The organism is Polynucleobacter sp. MG-5-Ahmo-C2 (assembly GCF_018687735.1).
GTDB lineage: Bacteria > Pseudomonadota > Gammaproteobacteria > Burkholderiales > Burkholderiaceae > Polynucleobacter.
In genome coordinates this window covers 1,250,082-1,264,911 of the sequence record NZ_CP061304.1, presented here as the reverse complement: position 1 = coordinate 1,264,911, position 14,830 = coordinate 1,250,082, and the positions used below count along the sequence as shown (strand labels likewise).

Below are 14,830 nucleotides of genomic sequence, written 5' to 3'. Positions count from 1 at the left end.
GACTTAAACATACCGTAATAGATTATGACCATTCAATTTAGCACCAAGATTTTCCCTCAAGCTGACCTCAACAGCGTAAAAGCTCTGAATTCCAGTCTAAAAAGCCTGCTGGCTCATGGTTCTGACTGTTTAGTTTTGGCCTATTCCAAAGCTGACATTGACAGTTTTGGCGGCCCCAAAGCAGTAAAGCGTAAAGCTGGATTTTTGGCTGAGCTTGACCAATTGCTCGGCGGTTCAGTCAGCCATGCCAATTTACTGGGTGATCTTGACGATAAACAATCATCTGTGTGTATTTTGCGCGCTGATAAATCTTGGGCTGCCAGTGGTGTCAAGGCGAAACGTGTTCTATTACTGGGTTTGGGTGATGCGAGTGAGCATAATTTGACAAGCTTTTCTAAAGTGGTGCGTGCGGGATTGAAAGCGCTGAGCGGCGGCCCTATTGAAAACGCACTTTGGTTTGTACCAAGCTTTACACAAAAAACGGAATTGATTGCCGAGGAAGTGCGCTTAACAATTCAGTATGCGGGCGATCAAGCCTATCGTTTTGGTGTGCGCCAGCCCACCATGAAATTCAAAGCCAAAGATAAGGCTGATACTTTCAAGCATTTAGTTTTTGCTGGTAACAATACTTGCGCTAAAGAACTGAAAGTTGCCGTAGAGCAAGGCGTTGCCATGGCGGAAGGCATGCATCTTGCAAAGGATTTGGGTAACCTGCCTCCGAATATTTGTACACCAACTTACTTAGCAAAGACAGCTCAAGGCCTTAGTAAGAAAGTCGGCTTAAAGGTAGAGGTCCTTGGTCGCAAGCAAATAGAGGCTTTAGGTATGGGTTCTTTCTTATCAGTAGCGCAGGGTTCTGAAACCCCGCCTCAATTTATTGTGATCCGTCATCAAGGCGGCAAAGCTGGGGATGCACCGATCGTCTTAGTGGGTAAAGGCATTACATTTGATACGGGAGGTATTTCATTAAAACCTGGTGAAGCCATGGATGAGATGAAATACGACATGTGTGGCGCTGCTTCGGTCATTGGCACTTTGTATGCAGCTGGTTTAATGAAGCTCAATCAGAATGTGATTGGCGTGATCCCAACATGCGAGAATATGCCTTCAGGAAAAGCAACTCGCCCAGGTGATATTGTGAAGAGTATGTCGGGTCAAACGATTGAGGTTTTGAACACTGACGCTGAAGGCCGTTTAATTCTGTGTGACGCGCTAACCTATGTTGAACGCTTTAAGCCTAAAGCAGTAATTGATATCGCTACCTTAACGGGAGCATGCGTGATTGCTTTGGGTCATGTGCACAGTGGATTATTTTCAGAGGATGAAGATCTGGTTAAGGCCTTGACCAAGGCAGGCAAGGCTTCATTGGATACTGTTTGGCGCTTACCTTTGGATGCTGCTTACCATGAGCAACTCAAGTCAAACTTTGCTGATGTCGCCAATATTGGGGGTCGTCCTGCAGGTAGCGTTACAGCAGCATGCTTCTTATCGCGCTTTACCGAGAAATATAAGTGGGCCCATTTAGATATTGCTGGTACTGCATGGAAGAGTGGGGCTGCAAAAGGCTCTACCGGTCGTCCGGTGCCTTTGCTTGTGAACTTCTTGCTTGAGCAGAAGTAAGCGTTCATCGCTCTATGGCACGGATCGACTTTCATAGCAATGTGGCGGACAAGTTGGAATATGCCTGCCGTCTGACGCGTAAAATTTGGAGTGCCACCCCTGCAGGCCAGGCGGTTCGCAATATTGTGATGGTTGGTGAGAAAGCCGATCTGCAAAAACTAGACGAGTTGCTTTGGACTTTCAGTAGCAGTGATTTTTTGCCTCATTGTTTTCTTGATGATGAAGCTGCAGCTGAAACTCCGATTGTTTTAACCGATGATTTTTCTTCCCCGGCCTTATCGAGCGTGCCACATGCAGATGTCATGATTCACTTGGGAATGCGGATGCCACAAGATGTAGCCGCCTTAGTCGCGCGCTTTCCTAGAATAGTTGAAGTTGTTGCGGTGGATGAGGTTGAGCGTTTGGCTGGGCGCGAGCGTTACAAAGCTTACCGAGATCTCGGTCATGACTTGCACAACTTTGACCAATCCAAGAGTTAATTATTCATGTTGATTCATCCACAGTTTGACCCTGCCGCAATTCGCATCGGGTCATTTGCAATTCATTGGTATGGGTTGATGTATCTCATGGCCTTTGCACAGTTCTTATTGTTGGGCCGCTTACGCATTCGTGCGCCACGTTATCAGGCACTTGGTTGGAGCTATAAAGATCTTGAGGATCTTCTATTTGCAGGCGTCTTAGGTGTTGTTCTTGGTGGTCGCCTAGGCTATGTATTGTTTTATATGCCTGGGCATTATCTTATGCACCCCTTAGACATTTTGAAGATTTGGGAAGGTGGCATGTCCTTTCATGGTGGCTTATTGGGTGTGCTCACTGCCTTGTACTGGTTTGCCAAAAAGCGCAAGACCACTTTTTTTGTTGTGAGTGATTTGGTGGCACCCCTAGTGCCATTTGGCTTAGCCTTTGGGCGACTAGGTAACTTTATTAATGGTGAGTTGTGGGGTCGACCCACTGATTTGCCTTGGGCTATGGTCTTTCCAATGGTTGATAGCATTCCCCGTCACCCATCGCAAATCTACCAATTGTTAGGCGAGGGCGTTTTGCTTGGAGTGGTCTTGTGGATTTACTCCAGCAAGCAACGCCATATAGGCCAGGTCTCAGGATTGTTCTTATTGGGTTATGGCGTCTGCCGATTCTTGGCTGAATATGCGCGTGAACCAGATGCCTTCCTTGGCCTCCTGGGTTTAGGCTTGTCAATGGGGCAGTGGTTATGTGTTCCTATGATCTTGTTTGGTATTTATTTGATGAGTTCATTCAAATCAAATTCTTCTGAATAAAAAATGCTGAACGAAGAAGTTACCCTTCGTAAGCTGGAAATTCTCTGTTCATTTGTCAGGACAGGCAGTCTTGTAAAAACTGCCGAAGAGTTGCACTTGAGCTCAGTGAGTATTCACAAAGCACTTCACTCACTAGAGACCGGTATTGGCTGTCCTTTGTTTATCAAAGAGGGCCGCCAATTAAAGACGCTACCTGCTGCAATTTACCTGGCAGAAGCCAGTTTGGATCTGCTCAGCGACATGGATCGTATTCTGAAGAAGACAAGATCTAAGTCAGGTGTTGAGACTGGTCAAATTCGTTTAGGTTCGATGTACTCTTTGACTGCCAACATCATTCCCAGAATAATTATGGGCACCAAGATTCGAAGACCTGACTTGGATATTGACTTGTATCTTGGCTCAAACGAAGACCTCATGACAAAGTTATCTGAGGGAAGCGTCGATGCAGTGGTGATTGCAGTCCCCTCAATCAATCTGCCGGATGGGGTTCAAGTTGTCCCTTTGTTTGAGGATGATTTGTTTTTAGCTTCATCAAAGAAAAGTAAGCCAACCGAAGCCAGTGTTGACCTATCCCAGTATCGAGACGAGAAGTTTTTGACACTTCAAGATGGCTTTGCAACCACCTCTGGCTTCTATGACGCATTTCAGTTGGCAGGGTTTAAGCCTAATGTGACCATGAAGGTGGGGGACATCTTTTCCCTGATGAATATGGTGTCTGGCGACCTGGGTAGATCTTTATTACCGGGGAGGGTAAAGGCATTAATGGGCAATTCAATTGAATTTACCCCTTTGCTGCCCAAATATCGGGTGATTCAGCGTATTGGCCTTCTCTACCTCCAAGCTAATGAATCTAACCCCAATATTTTGGCTTTAGCGGCTGAAGCCCGCATGTTGCATCGCAATAAAGAATAGCCCCTTAATATCAAAGATTAACTTTAAGTTAATGTTTTATCATTAAGGTTAATTGATTCGAAAAGGCAGCGGTACTAAATTTCATCAGTAGCCTTTTGTCGATTGCATTTCCTAAGAGACCCTCATGCTTGAAAAGTTAGCAAAAGCCCGTTATTTCTCCCGTCTCACTGGCGCAGTTAATCGCCTCATTTCCGAGCGCGGCGAGTCTAATGCGGTCAGCATGGCGGATGAAGTGATTCATAACTATCGCAAGCTCTCCAAAGATCAGCATGCGAAGTTTTTTACTTTCTTATTTCAAAAACTAAATCCAGATCCTGCAGCAGTCATGGCTGCGGCCCAAAATTTTGCTGCTGAGGGCAATGCACGCAACTATATTAAGTTGCAACGTGTTACCGAGCCACCAAGACAAGAATTATTCCGCCGTTTAAATCGTGCGACAAATGGCACTGCCGCATTAGTGGCAATGCGGCGCGATCTTTTGCAATTACTTGATAAGCAGCCTGAGTTAACGGCCGTAGACTTTGATTTGCGCCATCTGCTTTCTTCTTGGTTCAATCCTGGTTTTTTGAAGATGCATCGAGTTGATTGGAAATCACCTGCAGAGGTTTTAGAGAAGCTCATTCAGCATGAGGCGGTGCATGCTATTGATGGTTGGGATGACCTGCGCCGCCGCCTGCAGCCTGATCGCAGATGCTTTGCCTTCTTTCATCCGCAATTGCCTAATGAGCCATTGATTTTCGTGGAGGTTGCTCTCCTGCCAGAAATCCCTGCAGTGATTACACCGCTGGTGGATAAAAAAGCAGAGACAGTTCATCAAACTTCCAATTACAAAGTGGCAGCCTTTTATTCCATTAGTAACTGTGAGCCTGGGTTGCGCGGCGTATCCATGGGTAACTTCTTGATCAAGCGTGTTGCTGAACAATTACACGAAGAGTTTCCTGGCTTGAAGACCTTCGTAACCTTATCGCCTATTCCTGGGTTTATTGATTGGGTTGCTGCTGGTGCCGATATCGGCGGTGAGAAATCCAGTGTTCAGCTCAAGCCTGCAATTCGGACTGCGCGCGAGCAAGCGCTAGAGGCTATTGGTTTAGCGAAACGTCCTTGGACTGAGCGCTTAAGCTCTGGATGGCACCCAGATAATGCGACTGAAAAAGAAAAAGCTGCACTGTTGTGTCTCGCAAGTATTTATTTAGGTCTTGGGTCTGCTGGTCGCAACGGCAATCCTGTTGCTAAGTTCCATTTGGGGAATGGTGCAAAGTTGCATCAAATCAATTGGGCGGGCGATCTTTCTAAGAAGGGTTTGCGCCAATCAGCGGCACTAATGGTTAACTATTTATACGATCTCTCAGCCGTTGAAGAAAACCATGAGCGTTTTACTCGGGGGGAGATCGATTATTCAAGGGCAGTAGGTCGTTTAATGGCGCCCTGATCAGGAGTTTAGGAGGAGACGCCCTAAGGCAGAATTCAAAGAGTATTCGTCTTGGGGTTGATGGAGTAAGCTAGGTGGCATCAGGCAGCAATTCAGAAAATGTTAGAGATGCCTAAATGTTGCACATATAGCTAATTAAAATGGCAAGTGGAGGAGACAAAAAATGTTGAAGCAATTGAGATTTGCGGGCCTTGTAAAGCGGGCTCTATTTTTAGTTTGTGCTGCACCTTTGGTGGTGATGGCGCAAGAGTGGCCTAATAAGCCAATTACTTTTATCGTGCCATTCCCAGCCGGCGGCGGTACTGATGCCTTTGCGAGACCTTTGGCCGCACAACTAACGAAACAATTGGGTAAGCAGATCATCATTGATAACCGCGGCGGTGCTGGTGGAACGCTAGGGGCCTCTATTGCCGCTAAAGCAGCGCCAGATGGCTACACCTTCTTTATGGGCGCCGCGCACCACGCTATTGCACCAGCGATGTACCCTAATTTGGATTACGACATTGAGAAGAGCTTTATTCCAGTAGCAATGGTGGCTAATCCACCTCAAGTTATTGTGATTAATCCCAAGAACGTTCAAGTCAAAGACTTAAAAGAGTTCATTGCTTTGCTGAAAAAGAATCCTGGCAAATTTAACTACGCTAGTGCTGGCAATGGCTCTTCACATCACTTGGCTGGTGAGCAGTTCAAGATGCTGACTAAGACATTTGTTACCCATATTCCATATCGTGGGGCTGGCCCAGCAATGCAAGATCTGATTGCTGGTCAGGTTGATGTTGAATTTGACGGTTTGGGTTCTTCAGCTGCTCAGATTAAGAACGGCTCTATCGTTGCTTTGGCAGTTGCTTCGCAAAAGCGTGCCCCTGGATTTCCGAATGTGCCAACTGCAGCTGAAGCAGGCTTAGTAGGTTATGAAGTTTCCACTTGGTATGGCTTGTTTGCTCCTAAAGGCACTCCTCAACCGATTATCGATAAGATGATTGTTGAAGTGCAAAAGGCCATCAATACACCAGACTTGAAAACGATTTGGACCAACAACGGCTCTGATACTCCGAGCCTTTCGGGCGATGCTTTTGGAAAGTTTGTTAATACTGATATCAAGCGTTGGGCTGCGGTAGCTAAGGCCTCTGGCGCTAAGTTGGACTAATCTTGCATTACTAATCAATATTACTAGTTGGATTTGAGGGTCTCATGAATTTATATTCGCTCTTGGAAAAAGGATTTCCAAAAGATAAAAAAGCATGCGCATTAGAGACGCATGATGGTCTGTATTACTCCTGGGGTGACCTTGAGGGTGCCACTGCGAAGATGGCCAATTTACTCAAGAGTCTTAAGCTTCCCGCAGGTTCACGGATTGCCGTCCAAGTTGAAAAATCTCCCGAGGCCCTCTTCTTATATTTGGCTACGATTCGCGCAGGCTATGTGTATTTGCCTCTCAATACTGCGTATCAGTCTGCTGAAATCCAATATTTTTTAGAGAACGCAGAACCAGCGATAGTGGTGTGCAGTAGCAAGAATTACTCCTGGGTATCCCAGGTAGCAGCGAAAGCAGGTACCAAGCATGTCTTTACTCTTGATGAAAATCGTACCGGGACATTACTAGAGCGCGCGGGTGGTTTGAGTAATAAATTCAAAACAGTCCCAGCTAAAGATGACGATCTCGCAGCGATTCTATATACCTCAGGTACCACGGGTCGCAGCAAAGGTGCAATGCTCACTCATAAAAACTTGGGTAGTAACGCGCAAGTCTTGCAAAAATTCTGGGGATGGAAAAAAGGTGACGTGCTATTGCATGCATTACCTATCTTCCACGTGCATGGTTTATTTGTTGCTGCTCATGGCGCATTAATTAATGGCAGTAAGATGATTTGGTTGCCACGCTTAGATACGGCTCAACTGATTAAATATATGCCTCAGTCCACAGTCATGATGGGCGTGCCCACTTTCTATGTGCGCTTGTTAGCCGACAAGGGCTTTAATAAGCAGGTTGCACGCAATATGCGTTTGTTTGTTTCTGGTTCAGCACCATTGCTTACTGAAACATTTAATACCTTTAAAGAGGTCATTGGGCAGCCAATTTTGGAACGCTACGGGATGAGTGAAACGGTGATGTTGGTTTCTAATCCCTACAGGGGTGCTCGTGTTGGGGGTTCTGTTGGCTTGCCGCTTCCTGGCGTTAAAGTGCGCGTTGTTAATGAAAACAATAAGCCATGTAGCGTTGATGAAATCGGTAGTATTCAGGTCAAAGGGCCAAATATATTCAAGGGCTACTGGCGTATGCCTGAGAAGACCGCAGAAGAATTTACGAAAGACGGTTGGTTCAAGACTGGTGACGTTGGGCGTTGGGGCGGTGATGCCAATGGCGGCAAAGCCCCAAAAGACTATTTGTGCATCGTTGGGCGTAGCAAAGACTTGATTATTTCTGGTGGCTACAACGTGTATCCAAAAGAGATTGAAGGCTTCATTGACGATATGGATGGCGTAGATGAGAGTGCAGTGATTGGTATTCCACATCCTGACTTTGGTGAGGCTGTTATGGCAGTGGTGGTGCCTAAAGCTGGTGCAAATTTAAATGCTGAGGCAATGATTGCTACTTTAAAAACGCAAATTGCAAACTTTAAGATTCCAAAGCGCTTAGAGATTGTTGCTGATTTACCGCGCAATGCAATGGGTAAAGTTCAGAAAAATATCTTGCGTCAGCAATACACGCAGTAATTAAAAACCAAATGCCTTGCGGCTCTCATTAAACATGAAGGCTGCAAGGAAAAACAACATCACACCGAAGATGCGTTTGAGTTGTGCGATATTCAACTTGCGTGCCATTTTTGCCCCTAGTGGAGCAGTAAAAATGCTGATTGCTACGATGCAGGCAACGGCTGGAACATAAACAAAACCAAGTGAGCCTGCGGGCAGATTGGAGTGGCCCCAACTGCCGTACATATAACCTATTGTTGCAGCCGCAGCGATCGGAAATCCCAAGCCTGAAGAGCTGGCCATTGCAGTGTGGGGCTTCACGTTACACCAGAGCATAAATGGGACGGTGATAAATGCACCGCCTGCGCCCACAAGGCTAGCGAGGGCGCCGGTAAATGTGCCAAAAGAGAATAATCCCAGTGGGCCTGGCAACTCTCGTCCTGCGCTAGGCTTTTTATTCAGAATCATCTGAATAGAGGTGTAAACAATGAAGATGGCAAAAAAGAGTGAAAGCCATGAGGTATTTAGTGCCTCAAAAATTTCACTTCCACCGATGAGGCTGCCTACTACCAAGCCTGGGCTAAGAGAGGCAACCAACCTCCAGTCAATAGAGCCATGTTTATGGTGCGCCCAAATTGCAGAGGTGGTGGTAAAGAGGATGGTGGCCATGCCGGTTGCAATAGCCATATGCACGATCACGCTTTGATCAAAATGCAAGTTGTTGAATACCAAGATCATGAAGGGCACCAGAATCATGCCGCCACCGATGCCAAGCAGGCCGGCTAAGAAGCCCGCAACACCACCGCACAACAAGAGCATTGCAATATCACTGATTAACATGAATTCCCCGCCTTAGCCGCTAGGCCGTCATCCTGAACCCTAAGGTTCAAGGTGGAACGGCTACTCTGTTTCGGGTGCATTAAGAGATTCAGGGAGTAACCAAGTCTAAGTTGGCACTGTGAACCTGCAAAGCGCTCACGCCCACAAGGTAAAGATCGTTCCGGATGCTTGCGCATCGGTTCAAGGAACTATTGGCCTTGGCGAACCAGGCAGGGAAAGGGTTTGCATCAAAGCATCAACCTGATCTTCGAGGGTATGGATCTCCGCTTGAAGTCTTGCAACTTCATCAGAACTGACATTCGAGGAGGGGCTTTGTTGCGATTGTTTTTGTAGCTTGATGAGGTCGCCAGCAATTTTGAGTGCAGCCATCATGCTGGCGCGCTCAATACTGCGGTTGCCACCGCTGATCGCTAATTGAATTTGCTCATCTACCAAGACACACGCTGCGCGAAGTAATGGCTCATGCTCTGCGCTCGTAGCAAGAGTAATCTTTTGCCCAGCTAGGGTTACTTCAATGCGTTGTTGGCTCACTATCGTCCTCTGCGTTGGTAGGTGGAATAGCTTCGCCAAGCAAGTTCATTTGGCGACCATCAGTTTGCTCTGGTAGGCGACTTAAAATATGCTGAATACGTTTTTGCGCGCCCTCAATTTTGCTTTCAAGTTCAGCCCGGTTCTGCGTTAAGTTTGTAACTTCTTCGGTAATCGCCAGGACTTTGTCGCTCAAGCGTTTTACGGACGTGCTGATAGACTCGATTTCGGTATCGGTCTGATCAGTGGAGAAACGGGTTTGCTCGTTCATATTGGCATTGTAGCCTTGAGATTGAACTTACTTTCCTAATTTTGGAAGACCCTTAGTAAGGGCTAGCCCCAGTATTGGAAACCGCCCCTTAGAAAGTGTATTTGGTGCTTAGGTAAAACGCTCTACGGTCACTTGGGTAGTAATAGTAACTGTTGTTAAAGCTTCCATTGGCGCCCATCAGACTGGCGTATCCACCCGAAGTCGCATAAGAGGTATTGCCTACGTTCTTAATGGTAAATTTGGTATCAAAGTTTCCTGTTTTATAGTTTAGGAAAACATCGCCAACAGTATATGAAGGCATTTGATTAAGGGTGTTGTAGTAAACCGGGCTTGCGTCATAATGCTGGTTGCTGACATAGTTCACCACACCCCCAAATGACCAATTCATGTCGATTAAATAGCTCGCTCTTGCATTGAGCAATAAATTTGGTGCAAGTGGAATGGCATTGCCTGCATATGGACCATCTGCATAATAGGAGTTTTGAATCTTTCCTCCACCAGCTAGCATGAGTTTTTTGGTGATATTGGATGAGGAATCTAAAACAACCCCGCGCCTATTGACGTTGTATTGAGAGTTGTAATTGAATCCGGAGGATGGGTTATACATAATTTCATTCTGCGATGTAGATGAAAAAATAGAGCCGTTCACTCTCAAGCTGCTCAACATCCAATTGCCGCCGATCTCATAGGTTTGTGCCGTCTGTGGTTTCAGGATGCCATTAAATACTTGGGTAGAGGTATTGTTGTCATATCCCCAGAATTCATCAATGTTTGGAAAGCGATAAGACTGATTCCATTTGATATAGACCTTTTGATTATTTGCATAACTGAAATTGAAGGCAGCATCCCCTGCATTAGCCGAGTATGTTTTATTGGCACTTGACGGCCCGCTTGAGGAGTAAACATTGGTGTCATAAGTACTAGCTTGCTGCGCCTGATGTCTCGCGCCACCATCCAGACTTAATCCATTAACGATTGGAAGCTTCAGAATTCCATAAACGGATTGATTTAACAGTGATGCACTTTGTCCGTTATAGGTAAGCCCGTTTGGATTGCTAATATAACCATTCGGAATCATGATGTTATTCAATACTTCAGATCCGTAGGCGTTATTTGATCCTTGACTTGCTTTATTGAATTCATAACCCAAGATGCCCGTACCAAGAGATTCAATAAGTCCCTTAATGCGCGGGGAAAGGTTTAGCTGCCAACCCGAAAGTGTCGAGTTGCTTGCCCCAACTATCGGGTATGGAGTGACATTAAGTGCCGCACTGCTGTCATAAAAAGGGTTGTAATAGAAGACGTTTCTATTGGTGTAGGAGGCGTCTAGCTCGCCGATATAACCTGCTGCCAACCCTTTTGTGCCACCAAATCTCACGCCCGCATTATTAATGCTTGTATTTGATCCAACGTTATTGAACTTGGCCGCTTGAGGATCTCCAGATCCAACTTGTCCCACAACGCCACCAGGATTTTGAGCATTGGTATAGCCATAAAACAAATCTGTATAGATTCTGTCAATCCCGCCAAACTTTTGAATGACTTTTGCATCAAATGCATAGGCATTGGCCGCTGAATTCTGTCTCCAACCATTAGTGTTGGAAGTGTTTGCTGTGAGTTGGTAGGTAGTATCTTGATAAGTATCGCGAAGGATTGCATTGTTCACGAGGGTGTTATAGCTGCCATAGCTAACACTAGCCTGATTAAGCTTGGAGGTATTGCCATTGGTAATGATGTTGATGACGCCGCCTACTGCACCATTTCCGTACTGAACGCTTGCACCACCCTGCAGCACTTCAATTCGTTCGATTGAATCTAAGGGGATTGAGCCCCAGCTGATTGATGATGAATCAATTGGATTCACTCTTTGGCCATCAATCAAAATCAATGTTGTGCTGTTGGCAGTTGCTCCATACCCACCCATATCCACCGTTGCATCTAAGTTAAGTTGTCCTGGATTAAGGCTACGCACATTCAGACCGCCAATTTGGGATAGAACATCAGGAATATTGTTGGATGTTGAGCTGGCTATCTCATCGCGCGTAATAACTTTGACATTGGCTGGAACCTCATTCAAGTTTTCCTCAAAGCGTGACCCAGTGACAACAATAGTTGATTGGGCACTTTGTGCAAATACAAAAAGGGGGTTACTGATGATGAATAACGCGCCACAAAGTAGGGCGATTTTTTCCTTGCTGAACTGCTTTTTCATGAAACACTTTCTGTTATCGAGTGCTCAGCTCACTTCCCCGTAAGCTGGGTCGAACAGAATTTCGCGTGCAGGAGTTCAGGCGTCAATTAGGCGCAGGATCGCAAGACCGAGCGCTATCATCGGCGCGCGAAGGTCCCCGTCCGCGAAATTCCACCTGTCTTGGCCGGTATCCGGGCTAGTAAATATCAGAATCTGGCCTTCCCATGCGATTGACGCGCACAGTGGCCTTGTCAGATTCCTGACGCCTAAAAATTGAGCAAAAGGCGTATTTACCTACCGTTGCGGGGGCAGCACACGTTTAGTGTTTCCCGTTTAACTCTATTGCACTGCAATAAAGCACCACGACCCTTCAATTCTAGTCCATCTTGAGGTTTTGACCCTGAATTTAAGGGTAAAAAAGCCTACAATAGAGGGTCTAGGATTAAGGATTCATGACTGCATTAGATAAGCACCCCGAAAAAAACCTGATTCGTTTGCAGCTGAGTCAAAACTCAGTCTTAAAAAGCTTGGATCCGGAAGCAATGGCTGAATTAGAGCGCCATCTAGAGATCTCAGACCTCAAAAAATCAGAAATTCTGTTGCACCAAGGTGATCACCAAATGGAGCAGTACTTTGTGCTGGATGGAATCCTGAAGCGCATTGTTTCGAGTGCGGATGCAAAGGAAATGATTCTGCGCTTTGCCATTGAAAAAGATATCGAGACAAGCTACGCCGCTTGGCGTCTAAAGACTGCTGCGCCCTACAGCATTGCTAGCGTAACTAAAGCCCGTGTTGCGCGGATGCCCCTCAAAAAGTGGGCTGAATTCTTGGATGAGCATAAGCCTTTGAAGGAAAGCTTTGAGTTCGAAGTCATGCGCTTGATGAGTGAGATCATGGCTCATACCATCACATTGCACATGCTCGATGCTCCAGGCCGAGTAGAGCGCTTCCTGCGCAAATATGAAGACTTATTTGAGCTTCTCCCAAAAAAAGAGTTGGCCGCCTACCTTAATCTCTCTCCTGAGACCTTGAGCCGTCTTAAAACAAAGCATAAAGAGCTCTTTATCTAGGTTTTTTGGGTTTGCGCCCCCTCGGAGAGCTTGATTTAAGGGGAAATTGACCGAAGTCAATGATGAACCCCCACCCCGAGCCTAATATTCATTTCTGCCTAAGCGGGGACTAATACCCGCAGTGCAATTAATAACTTCATTGGAGACATTAGCGTAAGCTAAATTGCATAGATCCATCACTAAATGGTGACCTGCAATTCACATAAAAATCTATGACTACAGATAACCAAAACACACAATTAACCGACGGCTTCCATCTCGTCATTGACGCTTTAAAAGCAAATGACCTAGACACCATTTTTGGACTCGTTGGTATTCCAATTACCGACCTCTGCCGCTTAGCTCAGGCAGAAGGTTTGCGTTTCATTGGCTTCCGTCATGAGCAGCATGCGGGTAACGCTGCTGCGATTGCTGGCTACATGACGCAAAAGCCCGGTATCTGCATGACAGTTTCTGCACCTGGCTTCTTGAATGGCTTAACAGCATTGGCAAATGCCACTGTGAACTGCTTTCCAATGATTTTGATTTCTGGCTCAAGCGAGCGTGAAATCGTTGACTTGCAGCAAGGTGACTACGAAGAGATGGATCAGCTCAATGCCGCCAAGCCGTATTGCAAGGCTGCATACCGCATCAATCACATTGAAGATATCGGCATTGGTTTTGCCCGTGCGATTCGCGCTGCAGTTTCTGGTCGTCCAGGCGGTGTTTACTTAGATTTGCCGGCACAGTTGCTTGCGCAAACAATGCCTGCTGATGAAGCGAAGAAATCGATCTTTAAAGTAATCGACCCAGTGCCACGTCAAATTCCAGCTCCTGATGCAGTTGCGCGCGCATTGGATGTATTGAAGGGCGCTAAGCGTCCATTGATTCTCTTGGGTAAAGGTGCAGCTTATGCACAGGCCGATAAAGAGATTCGTGACTTGATCGAGAAGTCTGGTATTCCTTACCTGCCAATGTCGATGGCTAAAGGTTTGTTACCAGACAATCATCCACAATCTGCTTCTGCAGCACGTTCATTTGTATTGGCTGAAGCTGATGCAGTGTTATTGGTTGGTGCACGTTTGAACTGGTTGCTGGCTCACGGTAAAGGCAAGACTTGGGGTAAAGATCCTAAGAAATTTATCCAGATCGATATTCAAGCAAACGAAGTGGATAGCAACGTGCAAATCGCCGCTCCATTGATTGGTGATGTTGGCTCATGTGTTGAGGAGCTCTTGAAGGGTATCGCTTCTGTACCTAAGCCAAGTGCCGAGTGGATCAACGCAATCAATGAGAAAAAAGATAAGAACATGGCTAAGATGGCTGAAACATTGGCCAAAGAAGCTAACCCAATGAACTTCCATGGTGCATTGCGTGTAATACGTGATGTCATTAAGAAGAACCCAGATGTGAACTTGGTAAACGAAGGCGCAAATACTTTGGATTATTGCCGCGCCATCGTAGATATGTACAAGCCACGTAAGCGTTTTGACTCTGGTACTTGGGGCATTATGGGTATTGGTATGGGTTACTCCATTGGAGCAGCTGTCATCAGTGGTTTGCCAACTGTTGCAGTCGAGGGCGATAGTGCATTCGGCTTTAGCGGCATGGAGCTCGAAACTGTTTGCCGTTACAACTTGCCAATCACGACTGTGGTATTCAATAACAACGGCGTATATCGTGGTACCGATATAAATCCAACGGGTGGCGCTGATGTAGCTCCAACCGTATTCGTAAAAGATGCGCGTTACGACAAGATGATTGAAGCATTTGGTGGAGTGGGTTACTACGTAACCACCCCAGCAGAATTAGAGGCGGCGCTAACAGAGGCAATTGCTGCCGGTAAACCAGCCCTCATCAATGCTGTTATTGATGAGACTGCAGGTACTGAGAGTGGCCGTTTGACGAACTTGAACCCATCTACTGCAGCTGCTAAGAAATAAAGATTGATTAGAAATTAAAAACGGTAATAAAAAGTTAATATTTTTAGACTAAATTTGTAGCAAACAAGAAATACTT

At 46.1% G+C, this 14,830-nt stretch carries 12 protein-coding genes, 1 other RNA gene, 1 pseudogene and 1 riboswitch; of the genes and pseudogenes, 9 read left to right on the top strand and 5 right to left on the bottom strand.

Annotated elements, in window-relative coordinates; translation table 11 throughout:
• Positions 1-24: 24 nt before the first annotated feature.
• The 7 genes from C2740_RS06520 (at position 25) to C2740_RS06490 (ending at position 7,953) form a co-directional block, all read left to right on the top strand.
• A complete protein-coding gene (locus C2740_RS06520; RefSeq protein WP_215292488.1) occupies positions 25-1,620 on the top strand; it encodes a leucyl aminopeptidase in 1,596 nt (531 codons plus the stop codon).
• Between the two features lie 14 nt (positions 1,621-1,634).
• Positions 1,635-2,099, top strand: coding sequence for a DNA polymerase III subunit chi (locus C2740_RS06515; protein ID WP_215292486.1), 465 nt, complete (start codon positions 1,635-1,637; stop codon positions 2,097-2,099).
• Between the two features lie 6 nt (positions 2,100-2,105).
• Positions 2,106-2,897, top strand: coding sequence for a prolipoprotein diacylglyceryl transferase (lgt, locus tag C2740_RS06510; RefSeq protein ID WP_215292484.1), 792 nt, complete (start codon positions 2,106-2,108; stop codon positions 2,895-2,897).
• A gap of 3 nt (positions 2,898-2,900) precedes the next feature.
• Entirely contained in the window at positions 2,901-3,809 is a 909-nt protein-coding gene (locus C2740_RS06505) for a LysR substrate-binding domain-containing protein (protein WP_215292482.1), read from the top strand.
• A 124-nt stretch (positions 3,810-3,933) separates the two neighbouring features.
• Complete coding sequence (locus tag C2740_RS06500; protein ID WP_215292474.1) at positions 3,934-5,238, top strand: malonyl-CoA decarboxylase domain-containing protein; 1,305 nt, start codon at positions 3,934-3,936, stop codon at positions 5,236-5,238.
• A gap of 163 nt (positions 5,239-5,401) precedes the next feature.
• Positions 5,402-6,385: a tripartite tricarboxylate transporter substrate binding protein gene (locus C2740_RS06495; RefSeq protein ID WP_215292473.1), complete on the top strand. Its 984-nt coding sequence runs from the start codon at positions 5,402-5,404 to the stop codon at positions 6,383-6,385.
• A gap of 44 nt (positions 6,386-6,429) precedes the next feature.
• On the top strand, positions 6,430-7,953 hold the full coding sequence (locus C2740_RS06490; RefSeq protein ID WP_215292471.1) for a malonyl-CoA synthase: 1,524 nt from the start codon (positions 6,430-6,432) through the stop codon (positions 7,951-7,953).
• On the opposite strand, the gene C2740_RS06485 is transcribed toward C2740_RS06490, so the two are convergent.
• The 5 genes and pseudogenes from C2740_RS06485 to C2740_RS09445 all read right to left on the bottom strand — a co-directional run bounded on the left by C2740_RS06485 (position 7,954) and on the right by C2740_RS09445 (position 11,783).
• Entirely contained in the window at positions 7,954-8,772 is an 819-nt protein-coding gene (locus C2740_RS06485; protein WP_215292469.1) for a sulfite exporter TauE/SafE family protein, read from the bottom strand.
• Positions 8,773-8,991, bottom strand: a non-coding RNA gene (gene ssrS / locus C2740_RS06480) — 6S RNA.
• Between the two features lie 99 nt (positions 8,992-9,090).
• Positions 9,091-9,303 (bottom strand): annotated as a pseudogene (locus tag C2740_RS09465) (cell division protein ZapA); the annotation flags it as partial.
• Positions 9,284-9,571: a hypothetical protein gene (locus C2740_RS06470; protein WP_215292467.1), complete on the bottom strand. Its 288-nt coding sequence runs from the start codon at positions 9,569-9,571 to the stop codon at positions 9,284-9,286. The gene C2740_RS06470 and the pseudogene C2740_RS09465, both read right to left, overlap by 20 nt.
• An 88-nt stretch (positions 9,572-9,659) precedes the next feature.
• Positions 9,660-11,783, bottom strand: a complete 2,124-nt coding sequence (locus C2740_RS09445; protein ID WP_215292465.1) for a TonB-dependent receptor — start codon at positions 11,781-11,783, stop codon at positions 9,660-9,662.
• Between the two features lie 143 nt (positions 11,784-11,926).
• Positions 11,927-12,142: riboswitch (cobalamin riboswitch) on the bottom strand.
• A gap of 72 nt (positions 12,143-12,214) precedes the next feature.
• On the opposite strand from C2740_RS09445, the gene C2740_RS06460 reads away from it, so the two are divergent.
• Together C2740_RS06460 and oxc are read left to right on the top strand one after the other, a co-directional pair.
• Positions 12,215-12,832 carry a Crp/Fnr family transcriptional regulator gene (locus C2740_RS06460; RefSeq protein ID WP_215292463.1) on the top strand — a complete coding sequence of 206 codons (618 nt, stop codon included), beginning with the start codon at positions 12,215-12,217 and terminating at the stop codon, positions 12,830-12,832.
• Positions 12,833-13,044: 212 nt separating this feature from the next.
• Positions 13,045-14,754: an oxalyl-CoA decarboxylase gene (gene oxc / locus C2740_RS06455; RefSeq protein WP_215292461.1), complete on the top strand. Its 1,710-nt coding sequence runs from the start codon at positions 13,045-13,047 to the stop codon at positions 14,752-14,754.
• The last annotated feature ends 76 nt before the right edge of the window (positions 14,755-14,830 follow it).

Excerpts from the sequence above, each read along its gene's own strand:
- C2740_RS06520 (WP_215292488.1), top strand. The coding sequence starts at position 25 with ATGACCATTCAATTTAGCACCAAGATTTTCCCTCAAGCTGACCTCAAC.
- C2740_RS06515 (WP_215292486.1), top strand. The coding sequence starts at position 1,635 with ATGGCACGGATCGACTTTCATAGCAATGTGGCGGACAAGTTGGAATAT.
- lgt (WP_215292484.1), top strand. The coding sequence starts at position 2,106 with ATGTTGATTCATCCACAGTTTGACCCTGCCGCAATTCGCATCGGGTCA.
- C2740_RS06505 (WP_215292482.1), top strand. The coding sequence starts at position 2,901 with ATGCTGAACGAAGAAGTTACCCTTCGTAAGCTGGAAATTCTCTGTTCA.
- C2740_RS06500 (WP_215292474.1), top strand. The coding sequence starts at position 3,934 with ATGCTTGAAAAGTTAGCAAAAGCCCGTTATTTCTCCCGTCTCACTGGC.
- C2740_RS06495 (WP_215292473.1), top strand. The coding sequence starts at position 5,402 with ATGTTGAAGCAATTGAGATTTGCGGGCCTTGTAAAGCGGGCTCTATTT.
- C2740_RS06490 (WP_215292471.1), top strand. The coding sequence starts at position 6,430 with ATGAATTTATATTCGCTCTTGGAAAAAGGATTTCCAAAAGATAAAAAA.
- C2740_RS06485 (WP_215292469.1), bottom strand. The coding sequence starts at position 8,772 with ATGTTAATCAGTGATATTGCAATGCTCTTGTTGTGCGGTGGTGTTGCG.
- C2740_RS06470 (WP_215292467.1), bottom strand. The coding sequence starts at position 9,571 with ATGAACGAGCAAACCCGTTTCTCCACTGATCAGACCGATACCGAAATC.
- C2740_RS09445 (WP_215292465.1), bottom strand. The coding sequence starts at position 11,783 with ATGAAAAAGCAGTTCAGCAAGGAAAAAATCGCCCTACTTTGTGGCGCG.
- C2740_RS06460 (WP_215292463.1), top strand. The coding sequence starts at position 12,215 with ATGACTGCATTAGATAAGCACCCCGAAAAAAACCTGATTCGTTTGCAG.
- oxc (WP_215292461.1), top strand. The coding sequence starts at position 13,045 with ATGACTACAGATAACCAAAACACACAATTAACCGACGGCTTCCATCTC.